At 58.4% G+C, this 16,742-nt stretch carries 21 protein-coding genes and 1 riboswitch; of the genes, 11 read left to right on the top strand and 10 right to left on the bottom strand.

Going from position 1 to position 16,742, the window contains the following annotated elements; translation table 11 throughout:
• The first annotated feature begins 11 nt into the window (after nt 1–11).
• On the top strand, nt 12–581 hold the full coding sequence (locus tag BM173_RS04355; RefSeq protein ID WP_090477606.1) for a lipocalin family protein: 570 nt from the start codon (nt 12–14) through the stop codon (nt 579–581).
• Nucleotides 582–584: 3 nt separating this feature from the next.
• Here BM173_RS04355 and BM173_RS04350 read toward each other — a convergent pair whose 3' ends face one another.
• Together BM173_RS04350 and BM173_RS14550 are read right to left on the bottom strand one after the other, a co-directional pair.
• Entirely contained in the window at nt 585–2,084 is a 1,500-nt protein-coding gene (locus tag BM173_RS04350) for a serine hydrolase domain-containing protein (RefSeq protein ID WP_090477604.1), read from the bottom strand.
• 86 nt (nt 2,085–2,170) lie between these two features.
• Nucleotides 2,171–2,575, bottom strand: coding sequence for a nuclear transport factor 2 family protein (locus tag BM173_RS14550; protein WP_177201799.1), 405 nt, complete (start codon nt 2,573–2,575; stop codon nt 2,171–2,173).
• 421 nt (nt 2,576–2,996) lie between these two features.
• On the opposite strand from BM173_RS14550, the gene BM173_RS04340 reads away from it, so the two are divergent.
• The gene (locus BM173_RS04340) at nt 2,997–3,641 is read left to right on the top strand and encodes a DUF2726 domain-containing protein (protein ID WP_090477601.1); all 645 of its coding nucleotides are present in this window, start codon (nt 2,997–2,999) and stop codon (nt 3,639–3,641) included.
• Nucleotides 3,642–3,669: 28 nt separating this feature from the next.
• On the opposite strand, the gene BM173_RS04335 is transcribed toward BM173_RS04340, so the two are convergent.
• The 7 genes from BM173_RS04335 to BM173_RS04305 form a co-directional block, all read right to left on the bottom strand.
• Entirely contained in the window at nt 3,670–4,362 is a 693-nt protein-coding gene (locus BM173_RS04335) for a DarT1-associated NADAR antitoxin family protein (protein WP_090477600.1), read from the bottom strand.
• Nucleotides 4,362–4,883: a DarT ssDNA thymidine ADP-ribosyltransferase family protein gene (locus tag BM173_RS04330; protein WP_090477598.1), complete on the bottom strand. Its 522-nt coding sequence runs from the start codon at nt 4,881–4,883 to the stop codon at nt 4,362–4,364. The genes BM173_RS04335 and BM173_RS04330 overlap by 1 nt, the downstream gene beginning before the upstream one ends.
• A gap of 72 nt (nt 4,884–4,955) precedes the next feature.
• Complete coding sequence (gene thiC / locus BM173_RS04325) at nt 4,956–6,857, bottom strand: phosphomethylpyrimidine synthase ThiC (RefSeq protein ID WP_090477597.1); 1,902 nt, start codon at nt 6,855–6,857, stop codon at nt 4,956–4,958.
• Nucleotides 6,858–6,891: 34 nt separating this feature from the next.
• Nucleotides 6,892–6,997: riboswitch (TPP riboswitch) on the bottom strand.
• A 41-nt stretch (nt 6,998–7,038) separates the two neighbouring features.
• Nucleotides 7,039–7,638 (bottom strand): DUF2585 family protein, encoded by a 600-nt coding sequence (locus BM173_RS04320; protein WP_090477595.1) that lies wholly within the window; start codon nt 7,636–7,638, stop codon nt 7,039–7,041.
• 175 nt (nt 7,639–7,813) lie between these two features.
• Nucleotides 7,814–8,224, bottom strand: coding sequence for a hypothetical protein (locus tag BM173_RS04315; RefSeq protein ID WP_090477594.1), 411 nt, complete (start codon nt 8,222–8,224; stop codon nt 7,814–7,816).
• 4 nt (nt 8,225–8,228) lie between these two features.
• Nucleotides 8,229–9,356 carry a tyrosine-type recombinase/integrase gene (locus BM173_RS04310; protein ID WP_090477592.1) on the bottom strand — a complete coding sequence of 376 codons (1,128 nt, stop codon included), beginning with the start codon at nt 9,354–9,356 and terminating at the stop codon, nt 8,229–8,231.
• A complete protein-coding gene (locus BM173_RS04305) occupies nt 9,337–9,792 on the bottom strand; it encodes a hypothetical protein (protein ID WP_218152622.1) in 456 nt (151 codons plus the stop codon). The genes BM173_RS04310 and BM173_RS04305 overlap by 20 nt, the downstream gene beginning before the upstream one ends.
• A gap of 297 nt (nt 9,793–10,089) precedes the next feature.
• On the opposite strand from BM173_RS04305, the gene BM173_RS04300 reads away from it, so the two are divergent.
• The 7 genes from BM173_RS04300 to BM173_RS04270 all read left to right on the top strand — a co-directional run bounded on the left by BM173_RS04300 (nt 10,090) and on the right by BM173_RS04270 (nt 13,933).
• Nucleotides 10,090–10,266, top strand: coding sequence for a helix-turn-helix domain-containing protein (locus BM173_RS04300; RefSeq protein ID WP_090478509.1), 177 nt, complete (start codon nt 10,090–10,092; stop codon nt 10,264–10,266).
• 170 nt (nt 10,267–10,436) lie between these two features.
• Nucleotides 10,437–10,721 (top strand): hypothetical protein, encoded by a 285-nt coding sequence (locus BM173_RS14395; RefSeq protein WP_143089563.1) that lies wholly within the window; start codon nt 10,437–10,439, stop codon nt 10,719–10,721.
• Between the two features lie 225 nt (nt 10,722–10,946).
• Nucleotides 10,947–11,477, top strand: a complete 531-nt coding sequence (locus BM173_RS04290; RefSeq protein ID WP_090477587.1) for a hypothetical protein — start codon at nt 10,947–10,949, stop codon at nt 11,475–11,477.
• Between the two features lie 251 nt (nt 11,478–11,728).
• Nucleotides 11,729–12,037, top strand: a complete 309-nt coding sequence (locus BM173_RS04285; protein ID WP_090477585.1) for an HNH endonuclease — start codon at nt 11,729–11,731, stop codon at nt 12,035–12,037.
• 4 nt (nt 12,038–12,041) lie between these two features.
• The gene (locus BM173_RS04280) at nt 12,042–12,245 is read left to right on the top strand and encodes a hypothetical protein (protein ID WP_090477584.1); all 204 of its coding nucleotides are present in this window, start codon (nt 12,042–12,044) and stop codon (nt 12,243–12,245) included.
• 101 nt (nt 12,246–12,346) lie between these two features.
• A complete protein-coding gene (locus BM173_RS04275) occupies nt 12,347–12,574 on the top strand; it encodes a hypothetical protein (RefSeq protein WP_143089562.1) in 228 nt (75 codons plus the stop codon).
• Between the two features lie 270 nt (nt 12,575–12,844).
• The gene (locus BM173_RS04270) at nt 12,845–13,933 is read left to right on the top strand and encodes a phage major capsid protein (protein ID WP_090477582.1); all 1,089 of its coding nucleotides are present in this window, start codon (nt 12,845–12,847) and stop codon (nt 13,931–13,933) included.
• A 165-nt stretch (nt 13,934–14,098) separates the two neighbouring features.
• Here the strand turns inward: BM173_RS04270 and BM173_RS04265 are convergent, their stop codons facing one another.
• Nucleotides 14,099–14,563: an SHOCT domain-containing protein gene (locus tag BM173_RS04265; protein WP_090477580.1), complete on the bottom strand. Its 465-nt coding sequence runs from the start codon at nt 14,561–14,563 to the stop codon at nt 14,099–14,101.
• Between the two features lie 124 nt (nt 14,564–14,687).
• On the opposite strand from BM173_RS04265, the gene BM173_RS14390 reads away from it, so the two are divergent.
• Both BM173_RS14390 and BM173_RS04255 read left to right on the top strand, forming a co-directional pair.
• Nucleotides 14,688–15,392 (top strand): hypothetical protein, encoded by a 705-nt coding sequence (locus BM173_RS14390; RefSeq protein WP_143089561.1) that lies wholly within the window; start codon nt 14,688–14,690, stop codon nt 15,390–15,392.
• Nucleotides 15,393–15,547: 155 nt separating this feature from the next.
• Complete coding sequence (locus tag BM173_RS04255) at nt 15,548–15,850, top strand: thermonuclease family protein (RefSeq protein ID WP_245755750.1); 303 nt, start codon at nt 15,548–15,550, stop codon at nt 15,848–15,850.
• The last annotated feature ends 892 nt before the right edge of the window (nt 15,851–16,742 follow it).

The raw sequence follows: 16,742 nt of genomic DNA, 5'->3' as shown, positions 1-16,742 counted from the left end.
TTGTATCGGCCATGACACCCACCCGCTCCCTGATCCTCGCCCCGGCCCTTGCCCTCATCGCTGCCTGTGTCGGCACGCCCGGGCCAGTCGGCAATGCCAGCGTCCCGCAACCGGCAAAGCCCGTCGAGACGCAAGCCTATCTCGGCAAGTGGTACGAATACGGCCGCTACGAAGCGCCCTTCCAGGAAGGGTGCGAAGGCGTGACGGCGGAATATTCCCTGCGTGACGACGGCAAGATCAAGGTCGTCAATTCCTGTTACAAGGACAGCCTCGACGGTGAATTCGACCAGTCGACCGGCAAGGCCAAGATCGTGGAGGACAGCGCGGGCGCGAAGCTGAAGGTCAGCTTCTTCGGCCCCTTCTATGGCGACTACTGGGTTCTCGACCGTGGGGAGCAGGGCGCCGACGGCCTCTACCCCTGGTCCATCGTGGGCGAACCGAGTGGCCGCTACCTGTGGATGCTTACCCGCGGGCCGCAACCCGACACTGCGACCCGCACCCTGCTGGAGCAGCGGGTGAAGGAATTGGGCTACGACTGGAGCCTGGTGCGCAAGACCGAACAACCGGCGAACGTGGCGTAAGGATCAGTCCAGCTTCACGAGGCGTATTTCGCCTTCGATATCGAGCGCCTCGACATCTCCATCGGGGCCAAGCTCGAGAGTGAAGTTCAAGCCCGACGGGATGAAGAACTCGGTTCGCGAGGTGGCGTAAAAGGGTGAACGCTCGGCGAGCTCGCCCTCGATCCACAGCTTGCCGTTTTCAACCTCAATCTCGACGATCGGGGAGGCCGCTTCTCTGTCGAAGGCATATCCGCCCGAAACCGCGTCTTGCCAGCCTGAGGACAAGGCGATCGTTTCCCGTTCCTCAAACGCGTCCTGTTTCCAGCCGTAGATGTGACCGATCGCACTCGCCACCTCGCGGATCAGGTCGCCTCCGGTATCGGAATTGGTGAGGATCGCCACGCTCGCCCTGCCATCGGCATAGTTGAACCAGCGCGCGCTGTATCCGGGATTATGCCCGTTATGGACGAAGACGATCCCGTCGCCGGGCGCGTTGAGCCCGAAGCCGAGACCCGGATCATCCGCGCTGTCCGGCACCAGCTGGTTGGCCAGCTCTGTCGAGACCAACCCTGCGGAATTCCGTCGCGCATCGGCCACCTTCCCGCCGAGCAGCACAAGCTCGCTCGGCGTCGTCCACAGCCCGGCCGCCGCCATTTCGGGATAGGCATAGTAGCCGTGCCCCTCCATGGCCTGCGATGCCTTGCCCCTGTGCCCTCGCGCCACATTGCTGCCGCGCTGCACGTAATCGTAATTGCTGAGCGACAGTCCTGCGGGTTCGAGGACATGGGATGTCACGTAATCCGCGAACGGGGTGGTCGCGACGTCTTCGATCAACAGTTGGACGACCTGATACCCGCCACCCGAATAGCGGCGGCCCTCCCCCGGCACCTTGTCCACCACGATAGGCTGGGTGTTGGCCGGCGCCTCTCCCGTCAGGACCTGTTCGCTCGACGGATAGACCTCAGCGATGTCGTAGCCCCGGAACCCGTGCACGGTCGTCCCTGCGCGATGCGACAGCAGGTGGCGCAAGGTGACTGGGCGCTGCTCGGTGAAGGCGTTCTGCGGGATTTTCCAGGAGGAGAGATAATCGTTCACCGGCGCATCGAGATCGACCCTTCCCTCGTCGACCAGCGTCAGCGCCGCCAGCGCCGCGACGGGTTTCGACAGGGACGCGGCCTGGAACAGCGTTTCCGTGTCGACCGCCTCGCTGCCCCCCGCTTGCGCCACCCCGTAAGCCCTCGCCCAGGCCAGCTCGCCGTCGATCGCCACCGCTATGCTGATGGCGGGCACGCGGTGGTGGGCCATCCTTTCCGCGAGCGTCCAGACCGGACCCGGCTCGCCCTTTGCTCCGAGGGCCGGACGCAGGCCCTGCTCTATCGCCGCGATCTTGTCGTCATGGGCGCCGTGAGGCTGCGTCCCTTCGATTTCACCCGCAGCATCCGCCTGCGCAGAGGCGGTTTCGGGCAGTGTGAACGCGATGGCTGCACAGGCCAGCAGCGCGCTGGCCGATATCGTTTTCCGCAATTTGAAACCCCTCGCAAGCGATCGAACCTGCTTACGGGGTAACGTCACCTGACCGCTATGTCTACATTTGTAATCGAAATCCGTCCCTAGCCAGCCCCCAGCGCCGCGTCCGCCAGGATCGTGTCCATATACTCGCGCACTTCGACGATCTTGCCGGCTTCCAGGCGGAAGACGAAGCAATAGTCGTTGTCGTAGCGCGCGCCGTCGACCGTGGCGGCATTGCCCTTGGCGATCACGGCCACGCGGTCGCCATCGGCGAGGATCAGTTCGGCCGTGGTGAGATAGGGCCCGTCGATCCGTGCGAAGAGCGGACCTACGAGGTCGCGCTCCACCGCCTCCAGACCCTTCAGATGTTTCGACCAGGTGGAAGAGCCCATGACCCGCCATTCGATATTCTCGTCGAACAGGGCGGTGAAATGCGTCGGATCGCCCTTCGCCAGTCCGTCGTAAGCCTTGGTGATGAGCGCGCGGTTGGTTTCGGTCTGGGTCATGGCGAGAGTTTCCCCCTCCGGCCCCGTCCCGTCAAGTAGGGCGCGCCGGCCCGCCGCCGCAGGAGGCCGGAGCGAAGGCGACAAAGGCGACACCCTGTCACCCGGCGCCTTGGGGCGCAAACCCGCATGACTGTGCGGTTTCGCGGGTCTGGCGCTAAGTTGACACATGGCGCGGGGAAACGTCCGCCTCGCTGGGTGGTCGAGCCGTCGCGACGGATGACGCGGAGAGTAAAGGCAGGACATTGCCGAGTGGTCATCCGTAAGGAAAAGGCAGATTTTGGCGGAGTAGGAAACCGAAAGGCTTCTCGCGTTTCCCGCAGGCGGTGGTGATGATGGGACGAGTGAGCTTCATCATTGCGACGTGAAAAGCAGCGCTGGGCGATTTACGCTTTGCAAACCGGCAGCGGGCTAAAGTCCCTGAATGGAAACGGTAAACTTCCTCCTCGACCGTCCGGTTGCACTGCTTCTCGTGCTGCTTGTCGGCGCGCTGATCGGCATTGGCCTCGAACGCACGATGGCCAAGGCCGATGCGGCCAGGCGCAAGGCCTATTGGCAAGGCCGCAATGCAAAGAAATTCGGAAAGAAGGGCCCTACCCTCAGAACCATCGAAAAAGCGGAGCGCAAGCAGGCTGCCAGCGCCGATTTCGCAGCAGACCAATTGAAGCTGGTGAGCCGCGCCAAGTTCAACTCGCGCTCGCTACTCAACAAGTCCGAAGCAAAGGTGTTCGACGCGCTCGACAAGGCGGTGATCGGCCGCAATTCCGGCTGGCAGGTGATGGCCCAGGTGAGCCTCGGCGAATTCCTCGCCAGCCCCGACAAGGACGCCTATTTCGCGGTCAATTCAAAGCGCGTCGATTGCGCGCTGATGGACGAGAATTGCCAGGTCGTGCACGCGCTCGAATACCAAGGCAGCGGACACCACACAGGCACCAGCGCCGCCGCACGCGATGCGGTGAAGAAGGAAGCGCTACGCAAGGCGGGCATCGGCTATCACGAGATTGTCGCCGGCCACACCACGCCGAGCGAACTCAGGGCGCTGGTGGAGAAGCTGGTTCCGGCGGGTTAGCTGAACGGCATGACTTTTCTAAGAAAAGTCAGATGAGCCGCGCCACCTCGTCAGGCTCATGCGGGTCTGAGATACGTCCAGCGTACAAAGACCGAAAGCTCTCCGGAGATTCTAGAGCTTCTTCCAATTTATCGTTGTGATATAGGGCGCAATAGAGAGCGACGGCCCGAGCCTGACAGTTGATTGATCGATCAGGGTTAAATTCGATATCGGTGAAGCCATCGATATCTGTTACCTTCCGTGCCAAATTTGGGTTTTTCAGCAGCGCATTTATGTAAAGCCAGTCATAAAAGGCTGTCTTTGGTTCTAATGGCCAATCTTCTTTAAAAAAAGAGAACTTCGTTAGACGACCGCTATTGCGGAGGCGCTCATCCCTTTTCGCCTCTTTGGGCTCCATCTCGAAAATATCGATAAATGGGCCACCTCGTTCGAAGACTTTACTACCTTGGAAAGCCGCTTCGACTGTAAACGTTCGACCCTTTTGCGTGGTGAATTTCAAATTGAATGAGGAAAGAGCAACTCCCATTGGATCTTCCGATTTGGAAGATACTTCTAAAGGGTTGCACACCTGATATTGCTCACGCGCCATAGCGTGTAGAGCGCGTATGCTCTTCTGTTTTTGCGATTTCGCAAATCCAGGAAACCACTGAAAATCTACATGGATTTCGCGAACAAAGCGCTTACCGTCGATCAGGGGCACGAAGATAGGACGGCGGGCCACTACAATCCGCCAATTAATTCGGGTTCAATTCGTTCCGGTATCATCGCCTCCCACTTCTCTGCGGCCAACCTCCGCTGGTAATTTGCGGGCACCTTCCAGTCTATGTGTTTGTAAGTCGCTTCAAGGTCCATCCTATTGATCATCTCGTTCGGACCCCCGAGTTGCACATCATTGTCCGTCGTCACCCGGTCAGCCATTTGAACTCCAGCTCGGAGAAGAACAGTCGGTTCAACTCTTAGAATCCGAACGACATCAATCTGACCGCGCTGTCGGGCTACATGAGACATCGGATGCTGCCGACAAAAACTCAAACGCACAAAACGATCATATCCGTGGTGTCGATCAATTCCCAGGCTATCCGCGTCGCCCCCAGTTACTGCGACAACATTTGCTGCCTCCAATTGCGACGTTGGAAGTAAACCATGTGCGCGAATCGTCGGCAGGTTCCGCTCATCAGTGAAGTGGAAGAGCGTTCTACCGCTCCTCTGCAACGCCGCGACAAATTCATCGACTAAAGCCATAACACCTCAAACTGCTTCATTTGCGAGTTACATAGGTGCTATTTATTAAGTGTCAGCTTAATTCTCGGCCTTCTAGTCTTCCGGCAAATACAACTTCTCGCCCTTCTCGCGGTAAACCTCGCTCATCTCCTCCATGCCCTTCTCCGCTTCCTCGGCCTCTTGCGGAGAGGTCTCGCGCTTGATGTTCTCGCTCGCGAGATAGCTGTCCGAGTTCTGCTTCGCCGCGAAGTCACGTACTTCCTGCGTGATCTTCATCGAGCAGAATTTCGGGCCGCACATGGAGCAGAAGTGGGCGGTCTTGGCGCCTTCTGCGGGGAGGGTCTGGTCGTGATATTGCTCGGCCGTGTCGGGGTCGAGGCTGAGGTTGAACTGGTCGCGCCAGCGGAATTCGAAGCGGGCCTTGGAAAGCGCGTCGTCGCGGACCTTGGCGGCCGGGTGGCCCTTGGCGAGGTCGGCGGCGTGGGCGGCGAGCTTGTAGGTCACCACGCCCACCTTCACATCGTCGCGGTCGGGCAGGCCGAGGTGTTCCTTGGGCGTGACGTAGCAGAGCATGGCGGTGCCGTACCAGCCGATCTGCGCCGCACCGATGCCGCTGGTGATGTGGTCGTACCCCGGCGCGATATCGGTGACGAGGGGTCCGAGCGTGTAGAAGGGCGCTTCGCCGCAGGCTTCCAGCTGCTTGTCCATGTTCTCCTTGATCTTGTGCATCGGCACGTGGCCGGGGCCTTCGATCATCACCTGCACGTCCTGTTCCCAGGCGCGCTTGGTAAGTTCGCCCAGCGTGTAGAGCTCGGCGAACTGGGCTTCGTCATTGGCGTCGGCGATACTGCCGGGGCGCAGGCCGTCGCCCAGCGAATAGGCGATGTCATAGGCCTTCATGATCTCGGTGATCTCGTCGAAGCGCTCGTAGAGGAAGCTCTCCTTGTGATGCGCGAGGCACCATTTCGCCATGATCGAGCCGCCGCGCGACACGATGCCGGTGACGCGCTTGGCGGTCATCGGGACATAGGGCAGGCGCACGCCCGCGTGGATGGTGAAATAGTCGACGCCCTGTTCGGCCTGTTCGATCAGCGTGTCGCGGAAGATTTCCCAGGTCAGGTCCTCGGCAATGCCGCCGACCTTCTCCAGCGCCTGGTAGATCGGCACGGTGCCGATCGGAACGGGGCTGTTGCGGATGATCCACTCGCGCGTGTCGTGGATGTTGCGGCCCGTGGAGAGGTCCATGACCGTGTCCGCGCCCCAGCGGATCGACCAGACCATCTTGTCGACCTCGCTCGCCACGTCGGACGCGACGGCGGAGTTGCCGATATTGGCGTTGATCTTGACGAGGAAGTTGCGCCCGATCGCCATCGGCTCGGTTTCGGGGTGGTTGATATTCGAGGGGATGATGGCGCGGCCGCGGGCGACTTCGTCACGGACGAATTCGGGGGTGACGTAATCGGGCAGCTCGGCACCCCAGGGCTGGCCGTCGTTGCGGGCGGTGAGGCGGGCTGCCTCCTCGCGCAGCATTTCGCGGCCCAAATTCTCGCGTTCCGCCACATATTCCATCTCGGGCGTGATGATGCCGCGGCGGGCATAGTGCATCTGGCTGACGTTAGCGCCGGGCTTGGCGCGCAGCACCTTCTTCGCGACATTAGGGAAGCCGGGGACGCCGCCCGAACGGTCGGGGCCGAGCTGGCCGTTGTCTTCGGGCTTAACTTCGCGCGCGTCATATTCCTCGACATCGCCGCGCGCCATGATCCACTCGCGGCGCTTCTGTTCGAGGCCCTGCCGGATGTCGATCGTGGCGTCGGGGTCGGTGTAGGGACCGGAGGTGTCGTAGACGCGCACGCTGGGCTCGCCGCCCTCGAGATCGATCTCGCGCATGGCGACCTGCACCCCGCTGCCCGACTTCGCGCCGACGTGGACCTTGCGGCTGCCGCGAATGGGCCCGGTGGTGACGCCGATGTCGAATTTGCTGTTGATGTCGGCCATGCGTGCTCTCTCCATAAGGCGGAGGAAGAGCGGTATTCTGGCGCCGCTCCACTCCCTCCGCCGATGCTAATCGGTTCAGGTTCGACGGGTCGGCGGACTTCAACCGCCCTCTCAGCCTCATGGCTCCCCGGGGATGCAGATTCTCTAGAACCGTGGCGAGGCCGAGTCCAGCACAGTCACGTCAGCCATGCGTGCTCGCCGCCTGCCATTCGGCGATGGCGTCGATCGGGAAAAGCAGCATGATGACATTGAGCACCAGCCCGTCGCGTACGACGATCCCGGCGATTACTTCACCGATAATGGCCAGCGCCACCGTCCACTTCACCGGAAGGCGCAGCGCGAGCCAGAAGCCGAAGCTCATCCAGCCGATGTCTGCGGCGGAATTGAGCACGCTGTCTCCGGAATAGCCGAAGTTCGCCGTGACCGAACGGAAGCGGTCAATCACCATCGGCGTATTCTCGGCAACTTCCCATGCTGCCTCGAGAAACACCGCCAGCGGCAAGCCCCAGCGCGAGGCCGCCTGCGTCCCTCCCCATCCGCGCTTGGCGAAGATCCACCAGCCCAGCGCGTAGAAGATCATGCCATGGATGATGTGGCTGGGCGTATACCAGTCCGCGATATGCTGACTGTTACCCGCATCGTTGATCAGCCCGTGCCACAGCTTAACATAGCCGCATTCGCAGATTTGCGGGCGATCCATCGCAAGCAGGATCGCAACCGCAGCTGCTGCGATCGCGAACGAGACGACAATGGCCTTGCGGCCAGGTGCAAGTTTACCCATCGACCGCGAGGGTTACCCCGCGGCGGGCTCTTGGCAAGAGAGCAAAGGGAATGAGAAGTGGATGCCCCGTGAGGATTCGAACCTCAATTGACGGAGTCAGAGTCCGCGGATGAGCATTGAAATTAAATCAAAATCCGGCCTGTGTTGCACTGGTGTTGCACTGGTGTTGCATCGACTAATCGACCAGAGCGTCAACGCGTGCGCTTTTGGTTGCTATCTCGCGTCTTAGGTTATCCATCTCGTCATAGATAGCTTGTAGCTCGTCTGAAAGGGGCAGCATTTCTCGTTTGAAGACGTATCGAAGATGAACCTTATAGGCGGTAACTCCCATTCCGCCGCCGCCGACGCTGTAACTAGCAAAGTTGACTAACTCCCACCCGTTCGCGCCCCGAATGTCTAGCTCCTCCTCAGATACGTCTTCGAGAATCAGATATTCAAACTTTGGAGCGCGGCGTGCCCGTTCGTCTTGTATCTCTTGAAGGCTTGCGGATTGTTCCTGCTGAAAAAGGAACAGGCGCTTTTGATGCTCCTGAATCTCTTCCCTTAGTAAATTGACCTCGGCTTGACGTTCGCGCCAGTCAGACATGATTTCAATTCTCCTTCGAAAAAAGTGCAGCCTCGATTGCGTCCGCGTCTTCGAGTTCTGTCTCGAAAAGGTGGCCATACGTGTCGAATGTTACTGTAATTGACGAATGCCCCATGAGATATTGCACCCGCTTCGGATTAAGCCCCCGGTCGATCCAGAGGCTTGCAGCGGCGTGCCTGAAGGCGTGCATCCCATAACGCGCCTTGTCGCCCTTCTGTGATGTCACACCAGCCGAACACTGAAGTGGGCCGATGAGGTCTTTCATCAAGACCGTATGCGAGAGCGGCTTCCCCTTTTCGCTCGGGAACACCAGCCCCGCGTCATGGGCAGGACAAGCGAGCTTCCACCGCTTCAGGATCGTTACCGCTCCGCTCGGCAGGGGAATTGTCCGATAGCCTGCCTTCGACTTCGGCGGGCCTAGATGACCCTTCGCATCGGCGCGCTGCTCGACCGTTACCGTGCCGCGCTTCAGGTCCAAGCTATCCCATGCCAGCCCACGCAGCTCAGACGCCCTCAGGCCGCTATAAATGGCCGGAGTGGCAAGCGCACCCGCCTTGATATTGTTTGAGCCTTCAGCGGCCTTCAGGATGGCGCGTAGGTCCGATTTGCTCGGCGGCTTTACCTTTCGCTTTTCCCGGCTGACTCTTGACGGCTTGACGGCCAGCGCCACGTTTTGCGCGACCAGCCCTTCCTCCTGCGCATTCGTTAGGATTGCCTTGAAGGATCTCAAAACCCGCACGGCCATCGGACGCGATAGGTCGCCAAGCCATTCGTTTAGATATCCCTTCACCATCGGCGCGGTGAGCTGCGAGAGCTTCACGGCTCCGCACTTGGGGACAATATGCAGACGGACGTGCTGATCGTATGCGGCCACCGTAGTCGGTTCGCGATTGGCAGCACGGACGCTATCAATCCAACGCTCGGCAGCTTTTTCGACCGTTATCGAAACGCTGTCAGGAGTATGGATGCCCTTGGCGACTTCACCGCGCGCATTTAGCTCCCACGCATCGGCTTCTTTTCGCCGCTGGAATTGCTTGAAGCGCCGCTTACCGGCCTGATCGCGATACTCGACCAGCCAAGCCTGTTTCGGCGTGCCATCGGGGGCGATCCAGTTACGCTTTCGGATTGCCATTCGCTAGTTCCTCAATACGTTCGTAATAGCGATCAATGGCGTCCTGTCTCAATCTTTGCCACTTCATGAGGGGCTCCCTAAGCTCCTCTCGTTCGCCAAGCGCTCCTGCCTTCTGGAAATATTCTACGTAGGCCGAAAACACCTCGTACATATCGATGAACGCGAAGCGGCGAGACTTGAAGAGCGGGGAGATGGGAAGCATCTTTTGAACCTCGCTCCGGGACAGCATCATGCTTGAAAAGCCCGGAGCCTCGCCCGCTTCACCGCGAAACTGATGGAGGCTCTCTGGTGCAAAAATATAAAACACCGGGTCGGGATCTTCCGGCTGCTGATCCAGGCATTCAATAAACCCATCTACCAAATAGCCGCCTGCGTATTTCATCTGGCCAACCACTCTTTCGGGCGTGAGGCCGAGTTGCAGCAGCTCGAAGCCCATGGCGAAGCTTAGGGTTTGCCCAACGCCATACTGCACACGCGCGCCCTTCCCCTGATTAGTGCCAGAAGGCCACCCCAGTCTTTGGAAGTGTTTTATCCTCCCTTTTAGTGCGGTCCTCTTTTCAGGCGCAACCCTATGTATTTCCGCAAGAAATGCTTCCAGTTCCGCGTATGTGTGATGCATCAAGACCTCCGTTGAAGATAAAGTATATTCTTATCCCTTGACGGAATCAAGCGAAGCCAGTAGATAAGGATTGTTCTTCGCAGTCGAAGAATGATCTTCAACGGAGTTGGCCTAATGCTAAATCATGATCTCATCCGTGGCGCACAAGCAGCCGCGTCGTATTGCGGCCTGCCCCGCCGCGCTATTTATCATCTTGTCGAAAGCGGTGAACTGCCCGTCATCCGCAAGGGACGGCGATTGTTCTTTCGCAAGTCCGAACTCGAAGCGGCTTTCCGCTCGGAGGCTGTCTAAGGACGAGGCAAAGAAAAACCCCCTGAGCACGGCTCAGAGGGCTTCCATTGAAGCTGGACACTTCGAAGCTCTCACTAGCCGAAATCGCCCGACACTTCAAGCAAATCAGGCACATCGCGCGCGCCTTTTGTGGCTCTCACGCCTGTCCTGGTTCCCGATGGAGGCCGACAATGGCTGAAACGAAAACCATTCCCCTAACCTCGCTTGCGCGAGGCGTTCCCCCCGCCCCTGTGCTCCGCATTCTCGCACGGCATAGCAGGACGGAGATTGAAGGCTTCATTGCAGTTGCGATTGACCTCCTCGACCTTGCCGATGGCGATCCCGATAAAGAAGCCACAGCGGCGGAAGATGACTTCGCCGATTGGCCAGCAAGACCTTGGCACGGTGCAGGCTGCCAAATATCGGACCCCGGCGGCTGCGAGCATAACGGACGGGAGCCGGAGGACGCCGAATGATTGTCCTAGCAACAGGTAACGCGACCATTAGACGCGAAGGCGATCTGACGTTCGTGTCAATGCCTAGCGGCGATGGTGAACCCATCACCCTAGCCCTGACGCGTCATCAGCTCGCTAGTCTTGCAATGTCATCGGGAAAGGCGGTGACAGAGGCATTTAACGAGCCACCGCCCGACCTCGTCAACGTCAAGCCGATCCGGCGCAAGCGAACGGTAAGGTGACGGTATGGGTAGGCGCAAGAAATACAGCGCAGACCATCGGGCTGACACGCGCGGGGATGGCCTAATCGGGCTTCCCAAAGTCGTCCACAAGAGCGAAGCCTATCGCAGCCTCGACCTATACGGACGAGCTGTCCTGCTGGCGATCCTGTCCCGCTTCAATGGTTATAATAACGGGCAGATAGGATGCAGCTATCGCGAGCTAGGCGAGGACCTTGGCAATCAGAACTATAGCCGGATTGCCCGCGCTATCGCTGACACCATCGAACGCGGTCTGCTCGACATAGCAGCGGAGAGCATTTGGAAAGAGCGGCACTCTAGGCAGTATCGTCTCACCTTTATCTCCAGCGGCAGCCCGCCATTCATCAAGCCCGCGACGAATGAATACCGCGACTGGCCGCGAAAAAACGGCGTTGACCACGTCTCAGCAGATGCAAGCACGTCTGCTGAGGGTGGGTCAGCAGGGTCGAAAATGTCTGCTGAGGCAATGTCAGCAGTCGAAACCGCAAAAGCACGCAAAACAGCCAAAGTTGTCTGAGGGAGTCTGCTGACCATGTCTCAACGCTTATATATTAGCCATACCAGGGCGGAGAAAAACGACCGTTTTGATAGCCCAAATTGCACGTGGCCCAATTCCACCCGTTGCGAACTCGATCACGATTGGACCGCACAACATCGACCGCGATGGTGGCCCGTGGGAGGCGCTTCATTGCGACAGCGTCTTAAACCTCAGGATCGGCGTGGAAGTGAAACTCTCGCGCTCACAGATCAGATCCTGGGGCAGCGACCATGACACGCAAGGCATGGGACAAAGGCGGCAAGACACGCCACCAGCAAGGCTACGGCACTGCCTGGGACAAGCTGCGCAAGGTCATCCTCGAACGCGACAAACACCTTTGCCAAGAATGCAAGCGCAGGGGCCGCGTGCGAGCTGGCAATCAGTGCGACCACATCACGCCGAAAGCCAAGGGTGGCACGGATGATCCGAGCAACTTGGAGATCCTGTGCAAACCCTGTCACCTCGAAAAGAACCTTCGCGACAAGGGCCACCGCATCAAGCCGACATTCGGCGTGGACGGCTGGCCGATAGAGGAGTGACCTTATGAACGACCGTAAGCATAGCGACCTTCAGGCCAAGACCCGCGCAATCATCGATGATGCAATCGCCGAACTCTACCTAATGGGAATGGAGAGCGCGGACGACGCGGCCTGCCTCATGGCTATTCAGGCGATCATCCGAATTGAAGGCGACGAGAAGCGCAAGAGCGTCATCGAGTTTGCAAACAGCCTCAGGGGGGACGGGTGAACTCTACAGCCAAAGAGCCACGGAGCGACGTGATATCCGTTTGAAACCGCAAATACAGCTTTTCGCCCGCGCCCGCGCGCGAGGCAGTGGGAGGACAAAACATGAACGAAGAGATGCAAGAAACCGCCGCCCTCCTCCTGAAGGCACACGAATGGATCGACAACCTCCTGGTCGCTGGATGCTCTGAGCGATCGATCATGTCTGCCCTCATGACGGCAGCAACCGAACGATCCCTGAAGGCGGGCGGGAGAGATAAAACAGCGGACTGGCTGGAAGGCCAAGGCGAGCGCGTCCGGCGCTTCGGAGATGCTTGGATAAAGGCTTTCTAACCTTGACTTTGTTCCCCTTTTGTGCTAGTCGCTAACCGTTCCTTCCAGCGAGAGGCTGGAGAACACGCTGTAACGTTGCCCGGAGCGAGTCCGGGGCGGTCGGCGACATAGCCTGAAAAGCCAAGTCCGGAGCGAGTCTGGCGGCAATAGGGCCTTTTGGAGAGCGCGGCTTTGCGCCTGCTTTCCTGTGTCGAGATCGCACACGAGTTACGGCCCAGCCTTGCCCGTCGCGATCCTCCAGAGATTAGACTTAGACGGGATTAAAACGACATGACTTTGCAGACCAAAACCGCCGCCGAACTGGCCAACGAAGTGAAGGCGTCGATCGACAACCGCTTTCGCGAAACCAACTCGCGCCTAAACGAGATGGAACAGAAATATGCGCGCAGTGGCCCTAGCGGGGACTACCTCGCGAAGAGCTGGGGCGAGCAGATTGCCGAAAGCGATCAGGTAAAGGCCCTTTCGGAAGTGAAAGAGTCGCAGCCGGGGCGCGTTCGCCTGGAGGTGAAAGACATCACCAGTGCGGCAGCAAGCGGCGGCGCTTTTGCCGATCCGATGCGCGAGAACACGCCAAACCTTATCGCCCGGCGTACTCCGCGCATTCGCGACCTGCTTACGGTAGTGAATACCAGCAATGGCTCGGTTGATTGGGTCAACCAGACCACGCGCACGAATAACGCCGCCACGCAGGCGGAAGGCGCACTGAAGGCTGAATCGGATTACGCCTTCGAGCTTTTGAACCTGCCGATGCGCACGATTGCGCACTGGACCAAGGCCAGCGTTCAGATCCTCGACGATAGCCCACAGCTTGCGTCGGTCATCGACAATGAGCTTCGCTTTGGCCTCGCCCTTGCGGAGGATGCGCAGCTTCTGAACGGTGACGGTGTAAGCCCGAACCTCGACGGCCTGATTACCAACGCCACGGCCTACTCGGCAGAGTTTGCCCCGGCGTCGGAAAACATGATCGACAAGATTGCGCTTGCTGCTTTGCAGGTGTCGTTGGCGGATTATGAGCCGAACGGCGTTGCGGTACACCCTTCCGACTGGATGCGGATGCGCCTGCTCAAGGACGGTGACGGGAAGTATATTCTCGGCGATCCGCAGGCGAGCGTTGCGCCTAACCTGTTTGGCCTTCCGGTGGTCCCTACGACGGCAATCTCAGTCGATAAGTTCCTTGTCGGTGACTTCGCACGCGCGGCCACGCTGTATGACAGGCAGGCACCCACTGTGCAGCTTTCGACTGAGGACGGCGACAACTTTGTTCGCAACCTCGTGACGATCCGTTGTGAGAGCCGCCTGGGCATTGCGATCAGGAACCCGACCGCACTCAGCTTCGGTGACTTCGGGAACGTAGCTTAATCAGTTTGGCGCGGGATAGTCACCCGCGCCTTTCCTTGCGCTGCGGCTGCTTCACTCGCCGCAGCGGATTCAGAGGGGACGGCAGGCGAAACTCACCTTGCATGGCGATGGCTTCCCCACGCCTTGCTTGTTCGCCTGCCGGAACCTCCGCTTCTCAGGCGTCAGTCATGATTTAAGGATTCGAGCCTTTTGGACTGCGTACTCTTCTTCGGTAAGAGCGCCCGATTTATAAAGGCCGTGCAGCTTCTCTAAACTGCCGAACATGTCGTCCTGCGTCTTATCTTCGGGAGGGGCCCCACTCGTGATGCGAACCGCTCGAGTTCGCGTTTCTTCGCCGTGCATCGCGCCCGAGCCTTCCGTGACAAATCCACGTTCCAGAAGATTGTTTGCTACGATGTCGTTACCGTTTGCACCAAGAAAAAACCATGAGCCGATTGCGACCAACCAGCCGAGCACTGGAATCCACGCCGTAAACAAGAGAAGGATAAAGAGAATCGCCGCATGCTTCCAAAGACCCTTCGCCATGCACCAGAAGATGCCGAAGAAAAATGCCGGCCAATTCCAGCCTTCATAGACTGGCTGCTTGACTCCGCTTGCCGGATTCACTGCGTAACATAAGAGCGTGCTCATATACCCCCCGCGTAGATAATATATTTCCCGATAGAGGGTTGTTCTATTTTTCTGTACTATGCAACAATCGATTATTCGCCCAACGCGGGTTGGGCTCAGACCGTAATTGTTGGGGGAGTAATTGATGCAGCACCTTCCAGTCTTTATCGTTAGTGGCTTGGCGGTCTTCGCAGCGCTAAGCCATGCGCAAGCCTCATTCGCGCAGTCGCGGATTCAAACGAGCGGCAAAATTTATCCGCACAGTTCGGAGAAGTCTGAGGATGAGACGAAAGCAGAGCCTTCTGCGCCAAGTAAAACTCTAGCGGAGTCCAATTCCGAAGCAGAGGCCGAGAGCACAACACAGCAAGCAGAACGGCCACAAGGACCGCCAATTGAGCAGGGGGGGCGCCTGGATCTCATTTGCGGTGGCACGGGCGCTGCCAACAAGATCGATCAAGTTGACGGATACGGAAGCTTCAGCGGCAGTGTGAGTAATTACGGGCGGCATATTGGAGACGTTAGCGGCTCAACCAACATGACGATCACCGGGACCCGCCGTGATGGCTTCGGAGACCAAGTTGCCCTTTTTATCGAGGACGGCGAAGGTCGCCTTCGAATGCCCAAGATCATGCTCCCCCCGATACGCGGAGGGGAAGATGGTTGGTTCAAGTTGAACAAGATCAAGATCAAGGAAAACGAGATCACCGCCTCGATCAGCGTGAACCCGTTTAATAATCCGAAGATGCGCGTGGATCGCTACACAGGTGCAATTTCGATCTCCGGGAAGGCAGGTGACTATATCGGTCAATGTCAGCGTTTCGTGCCAGAGGAAACGCAGAAGCAATTTTAGTGGTGACAATTTCTCGAACTTCGGTCGCAATCGGCGTGGCAGGGTTTCTCGCCACGTTCGGAATTGGAATGCTTGTCACGCAGGGTCTCGGGACGGCGGCCAGCGCTCAGTCTCAAAGGACTTACTCAGTCTGTGGGATGGTGCGACAGAATTGCGTGGTCGACGGCGATACTGTTTGGATCGACGGAATCAAAATTCGCATTGCCGACATTGATACGCCCGAAATCGGGCAGCCGAAGTGCGACTGGGAATTTCAGCAAGGCATCAAAGCACGCGACCGCCTACAGGAGCTGATGAATTCGCACCCATTTGAGGTCAAACGCGTCGGTTCGCGTGATGAGGACCGCTACGGCAGGAAACTTCGGATACTTGTCTCCAACGGTCGGTCGCTTGGCGATCAGCTTGTCAATGAAGGTCTTGCTCGCACCTGGACAGGTCGAAGGGAGCCTTGGTGTTGAAAGGGGACTGGACCTCTCAGAAGGACGAGAACTGCGAACGTACTTTTAGGAATGAAGCGTTTTTCTGGGGCGGCCTACAAGTTATCGGGCTGCTATCCTTTGCTCTACTCCTATTTGGCTGCGATCGAGACCCTCGGCCCAACCAATGGGACGCGTTCGTGTATCCTAACTCGGAAGATCTAACTCAGCATCTTGAGATCAGGGGTTTCAAGACATTTGAGCTTTGCCAGCAAGCAGCCATCGGCTTGCTTCAGCAATTGGAAAAAACATCTGGCAGCTACGAATGCGGTTTTAAGTGCGGGGAGAAACCGGGTTGGGATGGAATGAAGCTCTGCGAGGAAACCCGGCGATAGCTTCAACCAACATTCCATCGGTGCACTCATTCCTCTTGCCTAGATTCACTAATGAACCCTCTAAGAATCCAGCGTCCGCCAGCGAACAGGAAAAACAACAAAAGCGGGACGATAATTGGTGGTCCAAAAACATGAACCGTCCATGCTAGCCACCTCTGTTTCCACTCAGTCTTCGAGTCACAGGAAACACTCAGCTTGTGCGTCGCGGAATTGCGGCCCTCTAATCTGAACGCAGGGACGGCATCCATGATTGCGATGGAGCGATCCAATTCGGCCCGATTAAATTTGGTCCACTCACTCTGAACTTCAAAGGTTGGTATTTCGCCACGCATCCTCGTGGCAAGTGGATCAGGGCTAGTTGGCTTCTTAGGGGCTGCTGGCAGCTCAACCCAGTCCGCGGTTACAGTGTCCGTCACACACTTCTCATTTGCCAACTCTTCAAGGTTTGGGATGAGGCGAACCAGTTCATCGACCTGTTTGCGAGCGTTTTCCTCCCCAGCAAGAAGGAAAGAGCTGACGGGTACAGTCGGAATGTGCGA

This window comes from Qipengyuania nanhaisediminis (genome assembly GCF_900115585.1).
Lineage (GTDB): Bacteria > Pseudomonadota > Alphaproteobacteria > Sphingomonadales > Sphingomonadaceae > Qipengyuania > Qipengyuania nanhaisediminis.
This window is presented reverse-complemented; position numbering and strand designations above follow the sequence as displayed.